The organism is Mycobacterium sp. 3-98, assembly GCF_035918355.1.
Classification (GTDB): Bacteria; Actinomycetota; Actinomycetes; order Mycobacteriales; family Mycobacteriaceae; genus Mycobacterium; species Mycobacterium intracellulare.
In genome coordinates this window covers 292,191-313,362 of the sequence record NZ_CP142360.1, presented here as the reverse complement: position 1 = coordinate 313,362, position 21,172 = coordinate 292,191, and the positions used below count along the sequence as shown (strand labels likewise).

Annotated in this window: 24 protein-coding genes and 1 pseudogene; 9 read left to right on the top strand and 16 right to left on the bottom strand. The window is 69.5% G+C overall.

Translation table 11 applies throughout. The features are described from left to right. Positions 1-20 precede the first annotated feature (20 nt). The 7 genes from QGN30_RS01590 to QGN30_RS01560 form a co-directional block, all read right to left on the bottom strand. Positions 21-524: a copper resistance CopC family protein gene (locus tag QGN30_RS01590; protein WP_009955498.1), complete on the bottom strand. Its 504-nt coding sequence runs from the start codon at positions 522-524 to the stop codon at positions 21-23. Beyond that, positions 521-1,189 carry a YcnI family copper-binding membrane protein gene (locus QGN30_RS01585; protein WP_009955499.1) on the bottom strand — a complete coding sequence of 223 codons (669 nt, stop codon included), beginning with the start codon at positions 1,187-1,189 and terminating at the stop codon, positions 521-523. Before QGN30_RS01585 ends, QGN30_RS01590 begins: the two co-directional genes overlap by 4 nt. A 28-nt stretch (positions 1,190-1,217) precedes the next feature. After that, positions 1,218-1,874 (bottom strand): DUF6474 family protein, encoded by a 657-nt coding sequence (locus tag QGN30_RS01580; RefSeq protein ID WP_014378840.1) that lies wholly within the window; start codon positions 1,872-1,874, stop codon positions 1,218-1,220. Positions 1,875-1,994: 120 nt separating this feature from the next. Further along, complete coding sequence (locus QGN30_RS01575; RefSeq protein ID WP_008262950.1) at positions 1,995-2,393, bottom strand: secretion protein EspR; 399 nt, start codon at positions 2,391-2,393, stop codon at positions 1,995-1,997. Between the two features lie 583 nt (positions 2,394-2,976). Further along, a complete protein-coding gene (locus QGN30_RS01570; RefSeq protein ID WP_008262953.1) occupies positions 2,977-3,510 on the bottom strand; it encodes a hypothetical protein in 534 nt (177 codons plus the stop codon). Positions 3,511-3,706: 196 nt separating this feature from the next. Beyond that, positions 3,707-4,330: a superoxide dismutase gene (locus QGN30_RS01565; protein ID WP_007771867.1), complete on the bottom strand. Its 624-nt coding sequence runs from the start codon at positions 4,328-4,330 to the stop codon at positions 3,707-3,709. A gap of 145 nt (positions 4,331-4,475) precedes the next feature. Continuing rightward, positions 4,476-4,631, bottom strand: coding sequence for a hypothetical protein (locus tag QGN30_RS01560; RefSeq protein WP_008262955.1), 156 nt, complete (start codon positions 4,629-4,631; stop codon positions 4,476-4,478). A 466-nt stretch (positions 4,632-5,097) separates the two neighbouring features. Between QGN30_RS01560 and QGN30_RS01555 the strand changes: the two genes are divergently transcribed. Together QGN30_RS01555 and QGN30_RS01550 are read left to right on the top strand one after the other, a co-directional pair. Next, positions 5,098-6,138, top strand: a complete 1,041-nt coding sequence (locus QGN30_RS01555) for a DUF4328 domain-containing protein (RefSeq protein ID WP_036457979.1) — start codon at positions 5,098-5,100, stop codon at positions 6,136-6,138. 4 nt (positions 6,139-6,142) lie between these two features. Next, a complete protein-coding gene (locus QGN30_RS01550; RefSeq protein ID WP_008262958.1) occupies positions 6,143-6,967 on the top strand; it encodes a glycerophosphodiester phosphodiesterase in 825 nt (274 codons plus the stop codon). 9 nt (positions 6,968-6,976) lie between these two features. Here the strand turns inward: QGN30_RS01550 and QGN30_RS01545 are convergent, their stop codons facing one another. After that, a complete protein-coding gene (locus QGN30_RS01545) occupies positions 6,977-8,161 on the bottom strand; it encodes an LCP family protein (protein WP_014378843.1) in 1,185 nt (394 codons plus the stop codon). A 44-nt stretch (positions 8,162-8,205) separates the two neighbouring features. Then, entirely contained in the window at positions 8,206-8,994 is a 789-nt protein-coding gene (locus QGN30_RS01540; RefSeq protein WP_014378844.1) for a DUF2470 domain-containing protein, read from the bottom strand. Positions 8,995-9,084: 90 nt separating this feature from the next. Between QGN30_RS01540 and pheA the strand changes: the two genes are divergently transcribed. Both pheA and QGN30_RS01530 read left to right on the top strand, forming a co-directional pair. Further along, positions 9,085-10,035 (top strand): prephenate dehydratase, encoded by a 951-nt coding sequence (gene pheA, locus QGN30_RS01535; RefSeq protein WP_009956965.1) that lies wholly within the window; start codon positions 9,085-9,087, stop codon positions 10,033-10,035. Beyond that, a complete protein-coding gene (locus QGN30_RS01530) occupies positions 10,032-10,718 on the top strand; it encodes a histidine phosphatase family protein (protein ID WP_009956964.1) in 687 nt (228 codons plus the stop codon). The genes pheA and QGN30_RS01530 overlap by 4 nt, the downstream gene beginning before the upstream one ends. Before the next feature lie 8 nt (positions 10,719-10,726). Here QGN30_RS01530 and QGN30_RS01525 read toward each other — a convergent pair whose 3' ends face one another. The 3 genes and pseudogenes from QGN30_RS01525 to QGN30_RS01515 form a co-directional block, all read right to left on the bottom strand. Beyond that, complete coding sequence (locus QGN30_RS01525; RefSeq protein ID WP_009956962.1) at positions 10,727-10,918, bottom strand: hypothetical protein; 192 nt, start codon at positions 10,916-10,918, stop codon at positions 10,727-10,729. Then, a pseudogene (locus tag QGN30_RS01520) lies at positions 10,915-11,317 on the bottom strand (metallopeptidase family protein). The gene QGN30_RS01525 and the pseudogene QGN30_RS01520 overlap by 4 nt, the downstream one beginning before the upstream one ends. 4 nt (positions 11,318-11,321) lie before the next feature. Continuing rightward, positions 11,322-12,692 (bottom strand): septum formation family protein, encoded by a 1,371-nt coding sequence (locus QGN30_RS01515; protein WP_009956959.1) that lies wholly within the window; start codon positions 12,690-12,692, stop codon positions 11,322-11,324. Positions 12,693-12,804: 112 nt separating this feature from the next. On the opposite strand from QGN30_RS01515, the gene serS reads away from it, so the two are divergent. Further along, the gene (gene serS, locus QGN30_RS01510; RefSeq protein ID WP_008262975.1) at positions 12,805-14,064 is read left to right on the top strand and encodes a serine--tRNA ligase; all 1,260 of its coding nucleotides are present in this window, start codon (positions 12,805-12,807) and stop codon (positions 14,062-14,064) included. On the opposite strand, the gene QGN30_RS01505 is transcribed toward serS, so the two are convergent. Continuing rightward, the gene (locus QGN30_RS01505; RefSeq protein WP_014381609.1) at positions 14,065-14,811 is read right to left on the bottom strand and encodes an AraC family transcriptional regulator; all 747 of its coding nucleotides are present in this window, start codon (positions 14,809-14,811) and stop codon (positions 14,065-14,067) included. Positions 14,812-14,866: 55 nt separating this feature from the next. Here QGN30_RS01505 and QGN30_RS01500 point away from each other — a divergent pair, with 55 nt between their 5' ends. Continuing rightward, positions 14,867-15,436: a class I SAM-dependent methyltransferase gene (locus QGN30_RS01500; protein ID WP_009956957.1), complete on the top strand. Its 570-nt coding sequence runs from the start codon at positions 14,867-14,869 to the stop codon at positions 15,434-15,436. Here the strand turns inward: QGN30_RS01500 and QGN30_RS01495 are convergent. Next, positions 15,433-15,930, bottom strand: a complete 498-nt coding sequence (locus QGN30_RS01495) for a DUF2834 domain-containing protein (RefSeq protein WP_008262978.1) — start codon at positions 15,928-15,930, stop codon at positions 15,433-15,435. The two genes, QGN30_RS01500 and QGN30_RS01495, sit on opposite strands and share 4 nt — an antisense overlap. Positions 15,931-16,018: 88 nt before the next feature. Here QGN30_RS01495 and QGN30_RS01490 point away from each other — a divergent pair, with 88 nt between their 5' ends. Both QGN30_RS01490 and QGN30_RS01485 read left to right on the top strand, forming a co-directional pair. After that, the gene (locus tag QGN30_RS01490) at positions 16,019-16,657 is read left to right on the top strand and encodes a TetR/AcrR family transcriptional regulator (RefSeq protein ID WP_009956956.1); all 639 of its coding nucleotides are present in this window, start codon (positions 16,019-16,021) and stop codon (positions 16,655-16,657) included. Between the two features lie 49 nt (positions 16,658-16,706). After that, the gene (locus tag QGN30_RS01485) at positions 16,707-18,263 is read left to right on the top strand and encodes a phytoene desaturase family protein (protein ID WP_014381612.1); all 1,557 of its coding nucleotides are present in this window, start codon (positions 16,707-16,709) and stop codon (positions 18,261-18,263) included. 98 nt (positions 18,264-18,361) lie between these two features. Here the strand turns inward: QGN30_RS01485 and QGN30_RS01480 are convergent, their stop codons facing one another. Both QGN30_RS01480 and QGN30_RS01475 read right to left on the bottom strand, forming a co-directional pair. After that, positions 18,362-18,721 carry a hypothetical protein gene (locus tag QGN30_RS01480; RefSeq protein WP_014381613.1) on the bottom strand — a complete coding sequence of 120 codons (360 nt, stop codon included), beginning with the start codon at positions 18,719-18,721 and terminating at the stop codon, positions 18,362-18,364. Further along, complete coding sequence (locus QGN30_RS01475; RefSeq protein WP_009956951.1) at positions 18,718-20,268, bottom strand: MBL fold metallo-hydrolase; 1,551 nt, start codon at positions 20,266-20,268, stop codon at positions 18,718-18,720. Before QGN30_RS01475 ends, QGN30_RS01480 begins: the two co-directional genes overlap by 4 nt. 131 nt (positions 20,269-20,399) lie before the next feature. Here QGN30_RS01475 and QGN30_RS01470 point away from each other — a divergent pair, with 131 nt between their 5' ends. Further along, a complete protein-coding gene (locus QGN30_RS01470; RefSeq protein ID WP_026071075.1) occupies positions 20,400-21,170 on the top strand; it encodes a lysophospholipid acyltransferase family protein in 771 nt (256 codons plus the stop codon). The last annotated feature ends 2 nt before the right edge of the window (positions 21,171-21,172 follow it).

The window sequence follows — 21,172 nt, the reverse complement described above, 5'->3', positions numbered from 1 at the left end:
CACGCGTGACGGCGCCTCGATCACCGCCTGTGCCGCACCGCCCACCAGGCGCCGCCCGCGACGAGCGCCAACGCGGCCGCCACGAACGGCCAGACGGGGACGTCACCGCCGCCGCCCCCGCCGCCGGCAACCGGTGGCCCGGGCGTGCCGGTGCCGGACACCGTGAGCTGGAACGACCAGGACCCGGACACCACGTGGCCGTCCGCGGAGGTCACCCGGTAGTTCACCGTGTACGTGCCGGACGGTCCCAGTGGACGCAGGGCGATGCTGACCATCGCGCCGGCCACGGTGGGCTCGCCGGCGGACCACACGTTGCCGTCCGGGCCGACCACCGTCATCGCGGCGAACGTGGTCTGCAACTGCTCGTTGAAGGTCGCGCTGACCCGCTGCGGGCCGGAGGCCAGCACCGCGTTGGCCGCGGGGTCGGTGGCGATCCGCGTGGCGTGCGCCGACGACACCGGCGCGGTGAGCGTGGCCATCGCGAACATGGCGCTCACGCACGCGCCGAACGCCAGCCGTTTCACGGGCGGCGGCGGATCAACGCGATCGCGACGCCCAGCGCGGCGACCACCAGAGCGGCGCCGCCCAACAATCGCGCGGTGTTGTCGGCCGCGTGGGGCCGCGCCGGTTCGGTCGCTTGGTCGGGCGTCCCATGGTGGTGGTGTGACCCCGCCGGCCCGGTGGCAAGGGTGAGCATGGGCGCCGGGTGTTCGGGCTCGCCGCCGTCGGGCAGCGGCGCCTGATCCCACTTCACGACGGTCCCGTCGGCGTAGGACTGCGTGGCCGGGAAGCTGACGGTGTCGGTGTCGGGCAACTTCACGGATAACCGGAACAGCGCGAATTGGTCAGCGGCGATCCCCCCGCCGGGGGCGGCCGTCCATGTCACCGAGCGGACGGCACCGGACGCCGCGTCGCGGTCGAGCCTGGCCGTCCAGCCCGGCATGCTTTCGGTGCGCGCCGAGGCGACGCCGGGCAGGGCGACGGTCAAGGCGGTGGTGGCGGCCCCGACGTTCGATTCGTTGGGCACCTGGAAGGTGACCAGGGCCATGGCGCCGCGCACCGGATTGTCGCTGCTGGCGTGGACGTGCGCCGACGCCGTCGGCGACTGCAGCGCCGACCCGAGGGCCAGGACGACGACCGCGCCGGCCGCGAACAGGATGCGCGGGATCCACCTGCCGTGGATTGACATGGGAGGAGATTGCCTTTCGTGGGGTCGGTCAGCTCAACCCGAGGCGGGCCATCAGATCGGCCTCGATGCCTTCGAGCTGCGACGAGATCGCGGCGTGGGCCGCCCGGCGACGCGCGGCGGGCAGATTCTCCGCGGCGGTGACGGCCGCCGACAGATCGGTGAGCCGCTCGGTGATGGCGACCACGAACGCCTTCGTCTCGGCGTCCTTGGGCTTCTTGTCCTGCACCGACCGCAACGACCTCTCGGCCCCCGCGATGCGGGCCGACAGCTGGGCGCCGGGGCCGGAGAACTGGCCGATCTGAGCCAGCGGGATTCCGAGCCGGTCCGCGCGGCGCTGATCGATCAGCGCGCGCGCCGAGACGGCCAACCGGTAGATCACCGGGGTGAGGATCGGTGCGAGCAGCCGCGAGACCGTCAGCACGCGGCGGATCCGGGTCGGGGAGAAGATCTTGCCCTCCCGCGCCGCCTTGAGTTGGGCCTCAGCGACTTTGAGCGCGTTGCGGTCACTGTCGCGCTGCGCCTTGATCTGGGCCCTGAGCGCCTTGTTCTCCGCCCGTTGGGCGGACTTGGCGCGCCGCACCTCGTTTTTCGCGGCCAGCTTGGCCTCGAGCTTCGCGCGGGCCTTGATGGCGCGGGCTTCAGCGCGACGCGTCGCGCGGCTCTTTCGCTTGCCGAACAGGGCCATTCCCGGCCGCCTCCCGGTATCTCGCTGGCAATCGTCGTCTAACGCTCTCGCGTTCGCGATCCGTTTGCCAACCCTAATCGGAATGGGCGGGCGCCAGCCCCCCAGGGCTGGCCGAGGCCGCTAGGCGTCCAGGTGCTCCGCGCGGCGCAGCTCGTTGACGCGCTCCATGACCTCGCGCTGGGCCTCGGGGGAGAGCTCGGCCGTGCGCATCGCGATGCGGCGCACGTTGTCGTCGCGCGCCGTGGCCAGCCACGACAATTCCTTGTCGAGCTTCTCGTAGTACTCGTCGTCGGTGAAGTAAGCCGGCTTGATGCGGAAGAAGTTGGCCAGGGCGGCCATCGTCGCCGAGGACGGGTTGGTGCGGTTGCCGGAACGCAACTGCGACAAGTAGGGAGCCGACATCGTTATGCCCTCCGCCTTGAGCGCCGCGATCACTTCCGCGGAGGTGTGCGCACCGCGTCCAGGCGGATACACCGTGTCGAACAGGCGGTTCAGGCGAGCAGCGAACGTCGTGCTCATTGATATGACCTCCACTGGGCTGTAGAAGCGAACTATTACCTAGGTGTATTTGCTGATCATGGTAGCGAGGCTTGGTAAGGGTAACCAGGTGCAAACCCCGAAGGATTCCCGAGCGGCACAGCCGACGCCCACCAACTCCCCACTTGACGAGCGTCTAACTGATTCGCTGAGGTGTCCACAAAATCCATGGAACTCACAGGTTATCCGCAGAATCGGACACCCGTCCCGAAGTGGCGGGCCGGGCGCCTCGTGGGGGCCGTTGCGAGGGCCCGCGCCGTGCTGGGCGATTGCACCGCAACGGACCGGCAAGCTGGCCCGATCCGGTACGCCATTTGCTGCCGGGCCCGAAACCTGGCCATCGAGGGCGCGCCGCAACCCGCCGGCCGCATGGTGGACACCGATGGTCGAGGGGCCGTTAACTTAGTGGGCGCCGTCGGGGTTGCGCTCATCCACGACCGGTCCACCGCTGACCGCCGCCCGACGTGACGGTCGCCAGAGCGGTCCGGTCGCGTGATCCCCGCGGGCGCGAAGCGCCTCCTCGCGGCCGGGAAGGCGAATCGCCATTCGCGCCGCCGTGTTCTCGCTAGGCGGCGAGCAGCATCGCCAAAATCGCCGTGTCGGGATGGCTGATCGGATCGACGCCGACCCGGCTCACCATCGACGTGATGGTGCCGTCGGCTTCTGCCTCCACCCAGGCCGCCCGGTGTTCCAGGCCGAGATAGGGCAACCCGGGCAGCAATACGCATCCCGATGCCGCCCCCGTGCATTCGGGCAGCGACGGCGTGGTTTCCGACGGCGGATGCAGCATGAGTAGCGCGGGGGGCTGATGGTCGGCGAAATAGCCTGGCTGGATTGCCGATTCACCAAAGACCGTGCCCTCGGCCAGCACCAGGCCGACCGTGTCCGGTTCGGGTTCGTCGGGCAGTTCTTCGCGGGCGCCGAACACCGTTGTGGTGGAGAGCAACCCGGGCAACGACGCGATCCGGACCGCGACCATGAGCAGCTGGGCCCATTCTTTCGTCGAATCGGGCCAACGGCCGGAGATCAGGAACCCCTTCAGGGACCCACGAGAATGGAACGGGGAGACCCCGATCGGTCGATCCGACCCAGTTTCCATCTCCGACCTCCGCGCGACGCCTCCGTTGGGAATAACCACACTGGTAGTCCGAATAATTAAGAATGCCTGCGGATTAGGCGCCGTGCAACACGACACGGTCAGCGTCGCGGATCTTCAGATCGACCCGCTGCGGGGCCACACAAACGACTGGGGCGCCGCGCAATCCGCGCGACGCCCCCGCCGATCGAAATAAAAGTCAGCCGAAAATCAGGCCCTGGGTTTTCGAGGTCGCCGCGGCGTAGCGCTTCTGCACATCGGCCCAGTTGACGACGTTCCAGAACGCCTTGACGTAGTCCGCCTTGACGTTCTTGTACTGCAGGTAGAAAGCGTGCTCCCACATGTCGACCTGCAGCAGCGGAATGATGCCCAGCGGCACGTTGGCCTGCTGGTCGTAGAGCTGGAAGGTCAGCAGCCGGTTGCCGAGGGTGTCGTAGCCCAGCACCGCCCAGCCCGACCCCTGCAGGCCGTTGGCGGCCGCGCTGAACTGCGCGCGGAACCGGTCGAAGGATCCGAAGGCGTCGTCGATCGCGGCGGCCAATTCGCCGGTCGGCTTGTCGCCGCCGTCCGGCGACAGGTTCTTCCACCAGATGGAGTGGTTGACGTGGCCGCCCAGGTGAAAGGCCAGGTTCTTTTCGTTCAGGAAGATCGCAGCGTGATCTTCGTTGGCACGGGCCTCTTCGAGCTTGGACAGAGCGTCGTTCACGCCTTTGACGTAGGTGGCGTGGTGCTTACTGTGGTGGATCTCGTTGATCTGGCCTGAGATGTGCGGTTCCAACGCTGCGTAGTCCCAGTCCAAGTCGGGCAGGGTGTATTCAGCCACGGCGTTCCTTTCTTCGATTATCGTCTTGACGCTCAGTCACGGGGCGCCTTGCGGCGGCCGACCGTTATCAACCCTGCTCCATGAGCGCGCGCACCGCAAGAATGACCCCTCTGAGCCGCAGGGCGGATACCCGCTCGGGGTCAGTTCAGAACAAGACGATGACCGCGAGCACGGCCAGTAAGGCCAGTGCGATCAGTCCGGCGCGCAGCGCCGCGATGGTGTAGCTGTGATTCCACGCGGGCGAGCCGCAATACGACTTCGACGCGGCCGGTGAACCCGGACCGAACGAATGCGTGGCCATCAATCGCCTTCCACCCCCCGGTTCACCTCACGGTGAGTGAGGTGAGTCACAAACACTTACGAGAACGCGATCATAGCGCTTTGCGGCGAAGTTGAAAAAATAGCGCCCTGAGCTGCGGGTTAGCGAGGACCGGGACGTGGGTGGTTACAAGACGTCGGGACGGGAGCCGGGGCGGCGCGGGCGCCGTCGCGCCGATGCTTAGTGGGGCAATCCATTTCGCTCACACGGGCGGCTTGGACTGTTTAAGACATGCGTGCAACACCGCGATGTTATCCACAGTTACACCACAGTTCGGCGCCAGAGGCAGTAGCGATGGTTCTCTATACCCCGGGGGCCTATGTGGATAAACCTGTGGAAACTGTGGATAGTCCGCGGCGGCCGATTACGTTGCCCACGCCCCCTCGAGCGCCGCTCCTCAGCGCCCCGCGTTCCGCTGCGCGCATCGTCGCGGCGCTAGTCTGGTCCGGTGATCCAGGTGTGCTCCCAGTGCGGCACCCGCTGGAACGTGCGCGACCGGCAACGCGAGTGGTGTCCCCGCTGCCGCGGCGCCCTCATGGCGCCTCAGTCGCCGCCCGCCGACCCGCGGTGGGCCTCCGCGGGCGCCCCGCCCCCGGCCGGACCCCAGCGGTCTCCGGGGTGGCAGCGCACCCCGCCACGGCTGCCGCCCGGCTATCGCTGGATCGCGGTGCGTCCCGGCGCCGCGCCGCCGGCCCGACACGCCCGGCGCCCCCTCGGGCCCACGCCGCGCTACACGGTGATACCGCGTTGGAGTTTGGCGGACCGCGTCGAGCAGGCGCCCGCCGCCGGCGCAGCGCCCGCGGCGGCGGGGCCGACGGGGCAGGTCATCCGCACCACCTCATTCGTGAGCGTGCTGGTCCTCAGCATCGCCGCCCTGGTTTACGTCGTCCGCTATGTGCTGCTGGTCATCAACCGGAACACCCTGCTGAATTCGTGGGTGGCCCTCGCGGCCGACTGGCTGGGCGTGCTCGCCAGCGTGGGGGCGGGCGCGGCGGTGATCGCGTCGGGCGTGCTCCTGATCCGTTGGCTGATCGCGCGGCGCGCCGCCGCGTTCGCCCATCACGGGCTGCCGGAGCCGCGCTCGCCGCGGGCACTGTGGGCCGGCTGCGTCGTGCCGCTGGCCAATCTCTTGTGGGCCCCGGTCTACGTGATCGAGCTGGCCCTGCTCGAAGACCATTGGGTGCGGCTACGCGGACCCGTCCTGCAGTGGTGGATCGCGTGGGTCTGCAGCTACGCCGTCTCCATCGCTGCCATCGTGACCAGCTTCGCCACCGACGCGCAGGGCATCGCCAACAACACCGTCCTGATGGTCGTCGCCTACCTGCTCGCGGCCGCCACCCTGGCGGCCGCGACCCGCATTTTCGAGGGCTTCCATCGCAAACCCGTCGCGCGTCCCGCGCATCGGTGGGTCATGGTTCCCGACGACGGCGCCCCCGCACCGGCTTCGGCCGGCCCAGTTGAGTTAGAGGGGCAGGAACCGGCAGCATAGGGATATGACGTGGGCCGACGAGGTGCTCGCCGGGCATCCGTATGTCGTCGCCCACCGCGGTGCTTCGGCGGCGCGTCCCGAACACACGCTGGCCGCCTACGATCTCGCGCTCAAAGAGGGCGCCGACGGCGTGGAATGTGATGTGCGGTTGACCCGCGACGGCCATCTCGTGTGCGTGCACGACCGCCGGCTGGACCGCACCTCGACCGGAGCCGGCCTGGTCAGCACGATGACGCTGGCTCAGCTGCGCGAGCTCGAGTACGGCGCGTGGCACGACAGCTGGCGCGAGGACGGCACGCACGGCGACACCAGTCTGCTGACCCTGGACGCGCTGGTTTCGCTGGTGCTGGATTGGCATCGGCCGGTAAAGCTCTTCATCGAAACCAAGCACCCCGTCCGGTACGGCTCGCTGGTGGAGACCAAGCTCCTGGCGTTGCTGCACCGTTTCGGCATCGCCGCGCCCGCCTCGGCCGATCGGTCCCGCGCCGTGGTGATGTCGTTCTCGGCGTCCGCGATCTGGCGGATCCGGCGGGCGGCGCCGCTGCTGCCCACCGTGCTGCTGGGCAAAACGGCGCGCTACCTGACCAGCGGCGCGCCCACCGCCGTCGGCGCCACCGCCGTCGGGCCCTCGCTGCTGACGTTGAAGGAATATCCCCAACTGGCGGACCGCGCCATCGCCCAGGGCAGGGCGGTCTACTGCTGGAACGTCGACGAGTACGACGACATCGACTTCTGCCGCGACGTCGGCGTGGCCTGGCTGGCCACCCACCACCCGGGCCGCACCAAGGCGTGGCTCCGCGGCAATCCCGCCGGCCAGGTCAGCATCTAGGTCGGTCCGCTACTGCTGGCCCTCCGCCGTGGTGGGCGGCAGCGGCGCGTCGGCGGCCAACGCGTCGAACAACCGGCCGGCCGCGTCGTGATTCCACACCACCACCGCGCCGGCGTCACCGCTGGTGAACTCCCCGATCGGGACGGTCATGGTGGCGGTGGGCCCGTGCAACGCCCAGCCCAGCCGGGCCAGGTCCCAGGCGTGGTCGTCCTGGTCGACGGTCAGGGCGTCGGCGGCCGCGCGCGGCACCGAATACCAGCGCCGGGGATCGAGCCACACCGCCGGGCTGCCGGCGCGATGCAGCAGTTCGGCCACGAACTGACGCTGATTGACCATGCGGTCCAGATCGGCCCGCGGGGTGTCGCGCGTCCGGACGTATCCGAGCGCCTGCCGGCCGTCGAGCCTCTGGCAGCCGGCCGGCAGGTCGATGCCGGCCAGCGGGTCATCGATCGGGGTCGCCGGGCACACCGTCACCCCGCCGAGCGCGTCGACCAGCGCGGCGAACCCGCCGAAGCCGATCTCGGCATAGTGATCGATGCGCAATCCGGTCGCCTGTTCCAGGGTGCGGACCAACAACCGCGCGCCACCCATCGAGAACGCCGCGTTGACCTTGTCCTTCCCGTGATCCGGGATCGGCACCAAAGAATCGCGGGGTATCGACACCAGCGCCGTGGGAACGCTGGACCCGACGCCCGGCACGTGAACCAGCAGGATCGTGTCGGTGCGGCCGTCCCCGATGTCGCCGCCGGTGGCCAAGTCCTGTTGCTGCGCGGCGCTCAGGCTCTGGCGGCTATCCGAGCCGACGATGAGCCAGTTGGTGCCGCGGCCGGGCGCGGGGCGTTCGGGATAGTCGGCGAGCACCTGCTCGCGGTGCAGTTTGGTGTCGAACCAGACGGCGCCGGCGACCAGGCCCGCGCCGATCAGCAGCACGGCCACCACCAAGAACGACACCATGGTTCGGATCCAGCGGCGCCGCTTGCGGGGCGCGCGTGGTCGGGGCGGGCGCGATCGCTGCGCCGGGGCGACGGCCGCCGGGGCCGGTGGCGCCGGGCGGTGCAAGGGTTGGGTCTCCGCGGTCGGCGACGGCGGCGGGGCGCCCTCGCGGGGGATCACCTGCGGCGGCTCGGGGCGCGGCGGGACCGGCGGGCCCGGCGGAGCGGGCCGCCGACGCTGCGGTGCGCGGTCGCGGTTCACCTGGCTAACGTACGTGCCCTGCGGCGCACCGCGATCAGGACTGGCTAGCCGCGCGCCCGCAGCCCATTGATGAACGGGCACCCCATCAGCACCCGAATGGCCTGGCGCAGGCCGGTCATGTCGTCCACCGGTTTGTGGAACGGAAGCCGGACGTCGTGGTCCTGGTCGGCGCCCTCGACGCGGAACCGCACGCCGTAGCGGTCGAGCCCCAGCGGTCGCACGTGCCCGCGGCGCAGGGGCGCCGGCAGCCGGGACACCAGCCGCGCCAGGACGTCGCCGTGGGCGGCGTCCAGGTGCCGCAGCAGGCTCGACTCGAGCGCGCAGAACGGGTCGGGCCGGGCGGCGAGAAGGTCGTCGACGGCCACCGGCTCCGCGCCGGTCGCGTCGGTGACCACGACCGAGGCGATCTCGAGCCGCAGCAGCGTGTACCGCTGCTCCTGCCCGCCGGGGGGCGCACACCTCGGCGTGTCGACGCCCAGCAACGCCGGATCCGGGCATTCGGCGGCGATCACGTCGAGCGTGGAGAGGATCTCCGCCGGGGGCACCTGCTGCAGGCGCCCGCGCACCCACACCAGCGAACGGACCGGTTCGCGCAGGGGAAGCGGCGCGTAGTCGGTCAGCTCCAGCAGCGCTTGCGATCCCGCGATGGGCCGCCCGCGTTGCTGTTCGACGGGCAGCGCCAGCGCGAAGGAGCCGTCGTCCATCAGGTGGTGCACGGGCGTGGGGACCGGGTCGTCGTGCTCGATCGCCAGGAGCGCGCCGCCGGCGCGCACGCACGCGCTGCGGATCCGTTCGGCGGTGGTCGGGGCGTGGCAGCTCAGCGGTAATACCATTCTCATCCTTATGCTTAGGTAAGCCTAAGTTAACTTACGCCGGTTGGCGTCGCAAGGGTTTTCTGTGCGGCGCGCCGCTAGGGTTGGGACGTGGCCCGCATCGCTTACCTCGGTCCGGAAGGGACCTTCACCGAGGCGGCGCTGCGGCAGATCACGGCCGCCGGCATGGTTCCCGCCCCGCACTCCGACGGGGTGCAGTCGGTGCCGTTCGACAGCACCTCCGCGGCGTTGGCCGCGGTGCGCGACGGCGCCGCGGACTACGCGTGCGTCCCGATCGAGAACTCGATCGACGGTTCGGTGACGCCGACCCTGGACAGCTTGGCCATGGGCTCACCGCTGCAGGTCTTCGCCGAGACGACGCTGGACGTCGCGTTCAGCATCGTCGTCAAACGGGGATGCCGCGCCGCCGACGTGCGCACGTTGGCCGCCTTCGGGGTGGCCGCGGCACAGGTGCGGCAGTGGGTGGCCGCGAACCTGGCCGATGCCGAACTGCGGCCGGCGTACTCCAACGCCGACGCCGCCCAGCAGGTCGCCGAGGGGCGGGTCGACGCCGCCGTGACCTCGCCGCTGGCGGCCACCCACTGGGGCCTGGACACCCTGGCCGACGGCGTGGTCGACGAGCCCAATGCCCGCACCCGCTTCGTTTTGGTCGGCCTGCCGGGCCGCCCGCCGGCCCGCACCGGAGCCGATCGGACCTCGGTGGTGCTGCGCATCGACAACGCGCCGGGCGCCCTGCTGGCGGCGCTCGCCGAATTCGCCGTCCGCGGCATCGATCTGACCCGGATCGAATCCCGGCCGACCAGAACCGGACTCGGCACCTACCGGTTTTTCGCCGATTGCGTCGGACACATCGACGACGACGCCGTGGCCGAGGCACTCAAGGCGCTGCACCGTCGTTGTGCCGATGTGCGATATCTCGGATCTTGGCCCACCGGTTCGCCCGCCGGGGCCCTGCCGCCGTCCGCCGACGAGGCGTTGCGCTGGCTGGCGCGGGTCCGCGACGGAAAGCCCGAAGACCCTGCCGGGGGGTCGCAGCGGTGAGCGGTCGCTTGATCCTGGTGCGCCACGGCCAGTCCTACGGCAACGTCGAGCGCCGGCTCGACACCCGCCCGCCCGGGGCGGAGCTGACGCCCTTGGGCCGCGACCAGGCCCGGGCGTTCGCCCGCGGCTCGGGCCGCCCGGCGATGCTCGCGCACTCGGTCGCCACCCGGGCATCGCAGACCGCGGCGGTGATCGCGGACCAGCTCGCCATGTCGGCCATCGAGGTGCCCGGCATCCACGAGGTGCAGGTCGGCCGGCTCGAAGACCGCAACGACGACGCGGCGGTCGCGGAGTTCAACGCCATCTACGACCGCTGGCATCGCGGCGAGCTCGACGTGCCGCTGCCCGGCGGCGAGACCGGCAACGACGTGCTGGACCGCTACGTGCCGGTGCTCACCGACCTGCGCCTGCGCTACCTCGACAACCACGACTTCCACGGCGACATCGTGGTCGTCAGCCACGGCGCCGCGATCCGGCTGGCCGCCGCGGTCCTGGCCGGCGTGGAGGCCGACTTCGCGCTCGACAACCATCTCGAGAACGCCCAATCGGTGGCCTTGACCCCGATCACCGACGGCCGGTGGAGTTGCGTGCGCTGGGGGACGTTGACCCCGCCCTTTTATCCGGAGGCCGAGGCCACCCCGGTCGCGGACGCGGTGCGATCAAGCACCGACCCGATGGGTTGAGACGTCGATCAGACGGCCAGCGCGATCACTTCGGTGCAGGCACAGCCCACGGCCTCGCAGTCGATGACGAAGGCGTGCGGCAACAGTTCGGGGCTGAAGCAGTCCGGCTCGGTGCACTCCGACCGGTGCAGCGCGTGGTGAATGATGGTGCCGTGACAGTGATCTAAGCCTGCCCGGCAGTCGCGGCAGTCAGTGCTCATAACGCGTTCATAGCACCCGCGGGGGACAAATCCGGGACGCCGCGCCAGTCAGGCCCAGCCCAGTTCGTGCAGCCGGTCGTCGTCGATGCCGAAGTGGTGCGCGATTTCGTGGATCACCGTGATGGCCACCTCCTCGACGACCTCGGCCTCGGACTCGCACACGTCCAGCAGCGCCTCGCGGTAGATGGTGATGGCGTCGGGCAGCGCGCCGGCGTAGTCGGAGTCGCGCTCGGTCAGCGCCACTCCTTCGTACAGCCCGAGCAGTTCGGCGTCCTCGGGATGGCGGTCCTCGACCAGCACGACGACGTTGTCCATCGCGGCGGCCAGCTCGGGCGGTATCAGATCGAGGGCGTCGGAGACCAGTTCGTCGAAGCGCCGCGGATCCATCCGCACGGGCACCCGGCTAGCCCCCCGGTGGGGGCTCGGCGGGCGGGGCCGGCGGCGGGGGCGCCTCGGGTGCCGGGTTCGCGGGCGGTGCGCCGTTGTCCGCCGGCGGGGGCGGTGCTTGCGGCGCGGGAGGCTGCTGCTGGGGGGCCTGCTGGGGTTGCGGTGGCTGCTGGGGCTGTGTCACCACGGGTTGCTGGCCCGGCAGGTGCTGATTGTTCGGCGGCATCTCCGGCGCCGTGGTGGACTGGTTGGACGGCGCCTGCGCCGGGACCTGCAGCGGAATCGGCGGCATGGTCAGGCGCTCTTCGGGGATGTCGGGCGGCGGCACCGGGGGCTGGCCGTTGATCAGCAGCTGACCCTTGGCGCTGTTCAGCAGGGTGGCCCAGCCCCCGTTGCCCAGCGTCGCGCCGATGCTGCAGGCCACCTCGCGGCTGCCGGCCGTCCAGCTCGCCAGCGGCACCGTGGGGTAGATCAGGGTCAGCGTGGTGGTGCGCAGCTTGACCGGCGCCAGGTAGGCGTCGGTCATCTTGGTGCACGAATCCTTGATGAAGCTGTCCTGGTCCGGCTCGGCGGGCAGGGCGTCCGGGAACCTCTCGGCCAGGTTGACCGTGCCGGTGACCTCCATCGCGTGCGGGGCCGTGCAGTCCACCGGCACATCGGTCGGCTGGTTGGTCGCCGGATCGATGCCTAGGCAGGTGCCGGCCGGCCAGACCTTGGACTGGTCGACGTCGGCGACCTTGCCCTTGAACGCCTGCTGCTGGTTGTTCGTGGCGGGCAGTTGCAGGCCGCACAGCATGCGGCGATCGCCGGACTGACGCCACGCGCGGTCGCCGGGCCACAGCAGGCTGACGGTGAACTTGCTGTTCGGATCGAACTTGAGTCCGAGGTAGTTACGGACGGACGCCTCGCACTGCTCCTGGGTGATCTGCTGGATGCGGGCGGGCGTCGGGGGCGCGGCGTTGGGTCCGTACTCCGAGCCCGGGAACGTGCGCATGTCAATGGATTCGGCCACTTCGAACTTGTGGTCGTCGCCGCAGTTGACGATCTTCGCCGACTCCGGCGTGGCGTCGGGCCACATCAGGCATTCGCCGCGGGAGGCGCGGTTGAGGGCGGCGTCGCTCTTGGCCCCGGTGCTGCGCACGGGGCTGCTGTCGAGGAGTCGCCCCGATTCGGTGCTGACCGGGATCGCGGTCACCAGCCCGGCGATCAACAGGCCCCCGAGCGCGGTCAGCAGCAGCGCCCGCCGGGTGGCCCGGGCCTGCAGGCTGCGCGGCCACAAGAATGCCGACGGCTGCTGTCCGGACGGCTCACCGGTCGAGGCGGCGGGCGTCTCGACGGCGGGGCCTTCCGAACGTTCCTTCTCGGGCGCTTGCGACATCGGGTCCATTCTGACAGGACGACCTGAGGCGCGTGACAAAAGTTACTGATGTGAGTCCTGAGCCGGGCCGGCGGGGACGCTGTGCCGGTCGGGCGGTGCCGGTGAAAGTAGTGTCAGGGCCGTGATCGACCTGAAGCTGCTCCGGGAAGACCCCGACGCCGTGCGCCGCTCCCAGCTCAGCCGCGGTGAAGACCCGACGCTGGTGGACACGCTGCTGTCGGCCGACGCCGCACGCCGGGCCGCCATCTCCTCCGCCGACGCGCTGCGCGCAGACCAGAAGTCCGCGAGCAAGAGCGTCGGCGCCGCGTCGCCCGACGAGCGGCCCGCGTTGCTCGCGCGCGCCAAGGAACTGGCCGAGCAGGTGAAGGCCGCCGAGGCCGCCCAGGCCGAGGCGGAGGCGGCGTTCACCGCGGCGCACATGGCCATCTCGAACGTCGTCATCGACGGCGTCCCGGCCGGCGGGGAGGACGACTTCGCCGTCCTCGACACCGTCGGCGAACCCCCGGCGCTCGACGACCCCAAGGACCACCTCGAGCTGGGCGAGTCGCTGGGCCTGATCGACATGCAGCGCGGCGCCAAGGTGTCCGGCTCGCGGTTCTACTTTTTGACCGGCCAGGGCGCGCTGCTGCAGCTCGGCCTGCTGCAGCTGGCGGCGCAGCTGGCAGTCAGCAACGGTTTCACCCTGATCATCCCGCCGGTGCTGGTGCGTCCAGAAGTGATGTCGGGCACCGGATTCCTCGGCGCCCACGCAGAAGAGGTGTATCACCTCGACGCCGATGATCTTTACCTCGTCGGCACGTCCGAGGTGCCGCTTGCCGGCTACCACGCCAACGAGATCCTCGACCTGTCCGGCGGACCGCTGCGCTATGCGGGCTGGTCGTCGTGCTTCCGGCGCGAGGCCGGCAGCCACGGCAAGGACACCCGCGGCATCATCCGGGTGCATCAGTTCGACAAGGTCGAAGGCTTCGTCTACTGCACGCCCGCCGACGCCGAGGCCGAACACCAGCGGCTGCTGGGTTGGCAGCGCGAGATGCTGGCCCGCATCGAGGTGCCGTATCGCGTGATCGACGTGGCCGCAGGCGATCTCGGCTCGTCGGCCGCCCGCAAGTTCGACTGCGAGGCGTGGGTTCCCACGCAGGGCACCTATCGCGAGCTGACGTCGACGTCGAACTGCACCACGTTCCAGGCGCGCCGGCTGTCGACCCGCTACCGCGACGAGAACGGCAAGCCCCAGACCGCGGCCACGCTCAACGGCACGCTGGGCACCACCCGCTGGCTGGTGGCGATCCTGGAGAACCACCAGCGGCCCGATGGCAGTGTGCGGGTTCCCGAGGCGCTGGTGCCGTTCGTCGGCGCCGAGGTGCTCGAGCCGGGTGGGTAGCTAGCGCCCGCCGGCCAGCTGCCCCGGGGTGTGGCCGAACGCCCGCCGGTAGGTGTCGATGAACGCACTCGCTGTGGCCCAACCACATTCGGCCGCCACCGACGTGACATCGCGCCGATCGGCGAGCAACACGAGGGCGTGCTGCAGCCGGACCTGGGTGCGCCATTGGGGGAACGTCATGGCCAGCTCGTCGCTGAACAATCGGCTCAGCGTGCGTTGTCCGACGCCGACCCGATCGCCGATCTGCTGCAGCGTCAACGGCTCGCGCAGGTTGTCGGCGATCAGTGCGCACGCCTGGCGCAGCCGGGGGTCGACGGGCGTGGGGATCCACAGCGGCTCCGCGACGCCGGTCGCCCGCACCTGGTCGTGCAGGACGGCCAGCATCCGGTGATGCTCGGCGGTCTCGGTGCCGTCGGCCTGCGAACACGCGATGATCAGTTCACGCATCAGCGGGCTGACCGCCAGCACGGCCGGCGCCCGCGGGCCGCGGCGGTAGCGGCCGGGATCCAGTGCGACGCCGTGAAATTGCGTCGTGCCGTGGAACTTGTGTTCGTGCCAGCATCCGGCCGGTATCCAGATGGCGCGATTGGCCGGCGTGATCCACGTTCCGGCCGGGGTGGTCACCGACACCGCGCCCGAGGACGGGTACACGATCTGGTGTTGCGGATGGCGGTGCCGTTCGATCCGCGCGCCCGGCGGCAGCGTCTGCGCCGACGTGACCAGTCCGTGGTGGCTGATTTCCGACATATCTCGGCAGGATATCGGAAGCACGCACCCGCCGTCGCGGCCTAGCGTGGGCGGTATGGCGATGAATCTGATCCACCGACGGCGCTGCAGCTCCCCGTCATGGGAAAGGGCGGTGGCCGATCAGCTGCTGCCGTGGGCGCTCCACGGCGTCGAACTGGGCACGCGCACTGTGGAAATCGGCCCCGGATACGGCGCGACACTGCGCGCCCTGCTCGATCGCACGGAATCACTCACGGCCGTTGAACTCGACAGCGCGATGGCCGATCGCCTGCAGCGCCGCTACGGCGAGCGGGCCCGGATCATCCAGGCGAGCGGCACCGAAACCGGCCTGCCCGCAGCCGATTTCACGTCGGTGGTGTGCTTCACGATGCTGCACCACGTTCCCACCGCCGCGTTGCAGGATCAGCTCTTCGCCGAGGCGTTCAGGCTGCTGCGGCCCGGCGGGGTGTTCGCCGGTAGCGACGGTGTCCCGTCGCTGGCGTTCCGACTGATCCACGTTGCCGACACCTACAACCCCATCGCGCCGAAGGACCTGCCCGGCCGGCTTCGCGCCGCGGGATTCACCGACATCGACACCGACGTCAAGCGTGGCCGGCAGCGATGGCGGGCCACCAAACCGGGCTAGGCGCTGATCTTCGGCGCGGCCTCGCCGGTGACCTGCGCGTGCCGGCGCTGCCGTTCCATCGTCGCGAAGTAGAAGGCGAACGCGAACGCGAAGCTGGTGAACAGGCTGGACACGAAGTACAGCCAGGGGTGGCGCAGCCCGCGCCGGTAGCCGTCCACGATCGTAAAGATCGGCAGCAGAATCACATTCGCGATCGTGTAGTCCTGGCTGGCCGAGCTCGCGGCGGGGTTGGTGAACATCAGCTTGATGTATTCGGCCCAGCTCCCGTGTTCGCCCCACAGGGGATTGGTGGAGCCCTGCGAGTACTCGTGCACGAACGTGATGTTGAAATACCAGCCGAGCGCCACGGACGCGATGCCGACGACGTAGTAGACGATTTCCATCGGCGAAAACAGTGGGCCGTTGGCCGGCCGGGCGAAGACCTTCGAGTTCGACGTGACGATCCAACCGATGACCGCCAGTCCGAGCACCGCGTGAGTGAGTAGCGAGACCATGGGCGCAGTCTCACCCGCGCCGCAAAGTTTTGTCAATATTGACACAACAAACCGAATGGCCAAACCGAAGTGTTGGTATCTTGCTGCAATGGTCAGGCCCGCTCAGACGGCGCGCAGCGAGCGCACCCGCGAAGCGTTGCGCCAGGCCGCCCTGGTGCGCTTCCTCGCCCAGGGTGTCGAGGACACGTCGGCCGAACAGATCGCCGCCGACGCCGGGGTGTCGCTGAGGACGTTCTATCGCCACTTCAGCTCGAAGCACGACCTGTTGTTCGCCGATTACACGGGGCTGCACTGGTTTCGCGCGGCCCTGGACGCCAGGCCGGCCGACGAACCGATCATCGACTCGGTGCAGTCGGCCATCTTCTCGTTCCCGTACGACGTCGACGCCGTCACCAAGATCGCCGCGCTGCGCCAGGACGAGCTCGACCCCGGCCGCATCGTCCGCCACATCCGGGAGGTCCAGGCCGACTTCGCCGACGCCATTGCGGCACAGCTGCGACGGCGTGGCCGCGGTAACGCGGAGCCGACGGCCGACCAGCGGGTGCGCACCGCGGTGACCGCGCGGTGCATCGCGGCGGCCGTCTTCGGCGCGATGGAGGTCTGGATGGTCGGCGACGAGCGGTCTTTGGGCGAACTCGCGCGGCTGTGCCACGCGGCGTTGGAGTCGCTGCGGGCGGGGATCACCGACTCCTGGCTCACCGCGACCTCCGGGCAAGTTTCGTCATAATTGACAAAACTTTGGGGCCGTGCGAGCCTCCTTTGCGGAGGGCAAGAACATGACTGGATATGACGCGATCGTCATCGGTGCGGGGCACAACGGTCTGACCGCGGCGGTGCTGCTGGCCAAGGCCGGGCTGCGGACGGTGTGCCTGGATCCCAAGCTCTACGCCGGCGGGATGGCTTCCACCGTCGAGCTTTTCGACGGGTATCAGTTCGAGATCGCCGGCTCGGTGCAGTTCCCGACGTCACAGGTGGTGGTCGACGAGCTGGGCCTGGACACCCTGCCGACGATCGACCTGGACGTGATGTCGGTGGCGGTGCGCGGGGTCGGCGACGATCCGCTGGTTCAATACAGCGACCCGGTCAAGCTGTTCACCCACCTCAACGAGGTGCACGGGGCCGACGCCGTCAACGGGATGGCGGGGCTGATGGCGTGGAGCCAGGGCCCGACCCGCGCGCTGGGCCGCTTCGAAGCCGGCACCCCGCCCAAGAGCATCGACGAGATGTATGCCTGCGCCACAAACGAATTCGAGCGCGCGGCCATCGACGACATGCTGTTCGGCTCGGTCACCGACGTGCTGGACCGCTACCTGCCCGACCGCGAGAAACACGGCGCGCTGCGCGGTTCGATGACCGTGCTGGCCGTCAACACGCTGTACCGCGGCCCGGCCACTCCCGGCAGCGCGGCCGCGCTCGCCTTCGGCCTCGGCGTTCCCGAGGGCGACACGATGCAGATGAAGAAGCTGCGCGGCGGCATCGGCGCGCTCACCTCGCACCTGTGCGACGTGCTGGAAAGCCACGGCGGGGAGGTTCGGCTGCGCACCAAGGTGACCGAGATCCTCGTCGCGGACGGGCGGGTGACCGGCGTGCGCACCGAGGCGGGGGAGACGCTGCACGCCCCGATCGTCGTTTCGGGCATCGCCCCGGACACCACGCTCAACGACCTGATCGATCCCGCCGCGCTGCCCGCCGACATCCGGGCGCGCTACGCGCGCATCGACCACCGCGGCAGCTACCTGCAGATGCACTTCGCGCTGGACGAGGCCCCCGCCTTCGCCGCGCCGTATGAGGCCCTCAACGCACCGGCCATGCAGGCCTCCATCGGCCTGTTCTGCACGCCGGAAGAGGTCCAGCAGCAGTGGGAGGACGCGCGGCGCGGGGTCGTTCCGGCCGATCCCACGGTGGTGCTGCAGATCCCCTCGCAGAACGACCCGGACCTCGCCCCGGCGGGCAAGCACGCCGCGTCGGCGTTCGCGTTGTTCTTCCCGATCGAGGGGGACGTGGATTATGGGCAGGCGAAGGTCGAAATGGGTCAGCGGGTGATCGACAAGATCACCCGGCTCGCACCGAATTTCGAACGCAGCATCATCCGGCACACCACCTTCACGCCCAAGCACATGGGGGTCATGTTCGGCGCCCCGGGCGGCGACTACTGCCACGGTCTGTTGAACGCGAATCAGGTCGGCCCCAACCGGCCGGGTCCCAGGGGCTTTCTGGGCCAGCCGATCCCGATCGAGGGGCTGTACCTGGGCAGCGCGGGATGCCACGGCGGACCCGGCATCACGTTCATCCCCGGCTACAACGCGGCGCGTGCGGCATTGGATGCGCGCTGACCCTCACCCAGCGTGTAACCAGTGCGAGAAATCACGCCGGAATTCGCCATCAGTGCACGTTCAGCGGCCCGACGCCGGGCGCTCGCCGGCCGGGGACGCTAGCCGCGGGCGGCCAGCAGTTCGTCGAGCAGCGCGGTGAACTCGTCGGGACGCGCCGGCGTGAACGCGGGGCTGGGCCAGGTGCCCGGTACGTCCAGGGTGATCAGCGTCGACCGCAGCGGCCGTCGGATGTCCAGGGGAAGCCAGCGGCGGAAATCGGAGCTGCCCCAGATTCGGAGCCGCTGCGTGAACAGGCCCAGGCTTTCGGCTTTGTAACCGCGGATCGAGCCGAGCGCGATGACCTTCGATGTGCCCGACGGGAAGTGGTAGCGGCGCAACGTGATCGCCGCGCGATCCAGCTGAACCAGCCCATCGTCGTAGGAGTCGTAGGAGTCGTAGGAGCGGTGGGAGTCGTTCACGCGCGGCGACTCCGCAGCTGGTGGCCCCGCGCGGTCAGGCACCGCCCGTCGTCCAATCGCCACTGCCACCCGTGCAGGTTGCAGGTCAACGTGTTCCCTTCTACCACACCGAATTTCGACAGATCGGCCTTGAGGTGGGGACAACGGCGCTGGATCTCCCAGCCGTCCAGCGTGACCGACGCCGAGTCGTCGTGGGTTTCGGCGAACCAGCCGTCGGCGTAGGCGATGCGTTCGTCGGTCAGGCACTTGAAGAAGGTGTAGAGGTACTCGTTGTAGCCGCCGACCCGCCACGCCCGAAAGCGGGTGGACAAGAAGATGGTGTTGACCCAGTCGGGTTCGCGGTCGCGCAGCACGGTGCGCACCAGCTCCGGTGCGATCTCGAATCCGTAGCGGACTTTCTCGTCCGGAATCCGTTCCCGCACGGCGCGTTTCGGGAAGTCCAGGATCACCGTCTCGGGACCGAGCACCAGTTCGACGGGGTAGCCGATCCCGTCGCAGATCTCGTCGCTTTGGGACATGATCGGCTCGAACAACGCGCGCAGCGATTCCAGGAGGGGTTCCCCGGCCGCGGGGGCCCAGCTCGCCCGCTCGGCGGCGACGACGGGCGCCATCCGCTCGGCGTACGCGGCGATGTAGTCGGCCTTGCCCGTGGTGAAGATGGCCTCGACCTCGTCGGTGGGCAGCGGGTGGCGCAGCGAATTCAGGGTGGACCCGGTGAAGTCGGCGGTCGACCCGGGCATCATCAGCAGGCCGCCGTCGTGGCCGTGCGTGCGCATCTGGTCCAGGAACACCATCTGGTCCGGAAAGATGTTGGCCGGATCCGCGTGGTCGTCGTTGAGGTGGCGCAACTCGGGATCCAGGAAGCACGGCGGCCCCGCGGACGGGACCACCCACGTAGCCCCGACCTGGGCGAGGTACTGGCGGGCGCGGTCCATCTGCCGTTGCCGCTTCTGGACGCCGAAGGACTCCTTGGCGCGCGCCGGCATGTCGTAGACCATCGGGTACCAGATCGCCCCGGAGTACTGCAGCAGGTGCACATCGATGTGCCCGAACTCGGCGGCCAGCACGTCCAGGTCGACGGGCCGGGCGTCGTTCATGTTGAAAACCGTTGTGGCGCCGTCGGAGACCAGCAGCGCCGAATCGCCGATCGGGCCGTCGGCGGGCGCCCGCAGGGCGATGATCATGACGTCCAGACCGCCACGGGGACCGTCGATCCGATGCTTCACCGAATCGCTGGTCTCGAAGAATCGGTGAAAGCCCAACTCCTGCAACGCGTTTCGCAGGTCAGGCACGGGAAAGTCCGGCAGCAGGACCGTCGCGTCCTTGTTGACGTGCTCGGCCAGGTTCTTCGCGTCGAAGTGGTCCTTGTGCAGGTGCGACACGTACAGGTAGTCGCAGGCGCCCAGCTTGTCCCAGTCCAGCGTGCTGTTGTCCGGGAACGGGAACCAGGAGGCGAAGTAGGCCGGATTGACCCAGGGGTCGCAAAGGATGCTGCCCGCTTGGGTCTCGATCAGAAATCCGGCGTGGCCTACGCTGGTGACCTGCACTAATACCTTTCCGGGGGGCGCTGGGGGACCGAGTCGGGGTCGGCCGGCGGTGACGGTTTTTGCGCCCCCGAGCTTAGCGCGAGGCGCCATCCGGGGGCGCCGCGCAGCCCGGAGCACTAGGCTGATGAGCTGTGGAACCGGTTTACGGGACTGTCATCCAGCTAGCCCGCTTGGTATGGCGCGCGCAGGGGCTGAAGATCACGGTCACGGGTGTGGAGAACCTCCCGACGAGCGGCGGTGCGGTCATCGCGATCAACCACACCGGCTATTTGGACTTCACGTTCGCGGGGTTGCCCGCCTACAAGCAGGGCCTGGGCCGCAAGGTGCGGTTCATGGCCAAGCAGGAGGTCTTCGACCACAAGGTCACCGGGCCCATCATGCGCAGCCTGCGCCACATCTCGGTGAATCGGCAGGACGGCGCCGCCTCCTACGAGGCCGCCGTCCGGCACCTGAAAGACGGTGAGCTGGTCGGGGTTTACCCCGAGGCCACCATCAGCCGCAGCTTCGAGATCAAGGAGTTCAAATCGGGCGCGGCCCGCATGGCGGTCGAGGCCGGGGTGCCGATCGTCCCGCACATCGTCTGGGGCGCCCAGCGCATCTGGACCAAGGACCACCCGAAGAAGCTCTGGCGGCCGAAGGTGCCGATCGTCGTGGTGGTCGGGGAACCGATCGAGCCGACGCTGGGCATCGAGGAATTGAAGGGCCTCCTGCATTCCCGGATGCAGCACCTGCTCGAACGCGCGCAGGAACTCTACGGCGCCCATCCCGCCGGGGAGTTCTGGGTGCCGCACCGGTTGGGCGGGGGCGCCCCGTCGCTGGCGGAAGCGGCCCGGCTGGAAGCCGAGGAGGCGGCCGCCCGGGCGGCGCGCCGGGCGCGCCCCGCAGGGGCGCCGGAGCAGTGATC

Bases quoted from the DNA above. Each gene is read 5' to 3' on its own strand.
- QGN30_RS01585 (WP_009955499.1), bottom strand. From the start codon at position 1,189: ATGTCAATCCACGGCAGGTGGATCCCGCGCATCCTGTTCGCGGCCGGC.
- QGN30_RS01485 (WP_014381612.1), top strand. From the start codon at position 16,707: ATGACTGGATATGACGCGATCGTCATCGGTGCGGGGCACAACGGTCTG.
- QGN30_RS01515 (WP_009956959.1), bottom strand. From the start codon at position 12,692: ATGGACCCGATGTCGCAAGCGCCCGAGAAGGAACGTTCGGAAGGCCCC.
- QGN30_RS01505 (WP_014381609.1), bottom strand. From the start codon at position 14,811: ATGTCGGAAATCAGCCACCACGGACTGGTCACGTCGGCGCAGACGCTG.
- QGN30_RS01540 (WP_014378844.1), bottom strand. From the start codon at position 8,994: ATGGTATTACCGCTGAGCTGCCACGCCCCGACCACCGCCGAACGGATC.
- QGN30_RS01525 (WP_009956962.1), bottom strand. From the start codon at position 10,918: ATGAGCACTGACTGCCGCGACTGCCGGGCAGGCTTAGATCACTGTCAC.
- QGN30_RS01500 (WP_009956957.1), top strand. From the start codon at position 14,867: ATGGCGATGAATCTGATCCACCGACGGCGCTGCAGCTCCCCGTCATGG.
- QGN30_RS01560 (WP_008262955.1), bottom strand. From the start codon at position 4,631: ATGGCCACGCATTCGTTCGGTCCGGGTTCACCGGCCGCGTCGAAGTCG.
- QGN30_RS01580 (WP_014378840.1), bottom strand. From the start codon at position 1,874: ATGGCCCTGTTCGGCAAGCGAAAGAGCCGCGCGACGCGTCGCGCTGAA.
- QGN30_RS01570 (WP_008262953.1), bottom strand. From the start codon at position 3,510: ATGGAAACTGGGTCGGATCGACCGATCGGGGTCTCCCCGTTCCATTCT.
- QGN30_RS01550 (WP_008262958.1), top strand. From the start codon at position 6,143: ATGACGTGGGCCGACGAGGTGCTCGCCGGGCATCCGTATGTCGTCGCC.
- QGN30_RS01575 (WP_008262950.1), bottom strand. From the start codon at position 2,393: ATGAGCACGACGTTCGCTGCTCGCCTGAACCGCCTGTTCGACACGGTG.
- QGN30_RS01495 (WP_008262978.1), bottom strand. From the start codon at position 15,930: ATGGTCTCGCTACTCACTCACGCGGTGCTCGGACTGGCGGTCATCGGT.
- QGN30_RS01490 (WP_009956956.1), top strand. From the start codon at position 16,019: ATGGTCAGGCCCGCTCAGACGGCGCGCAGCGAGCGCACCCGCGAAGCG.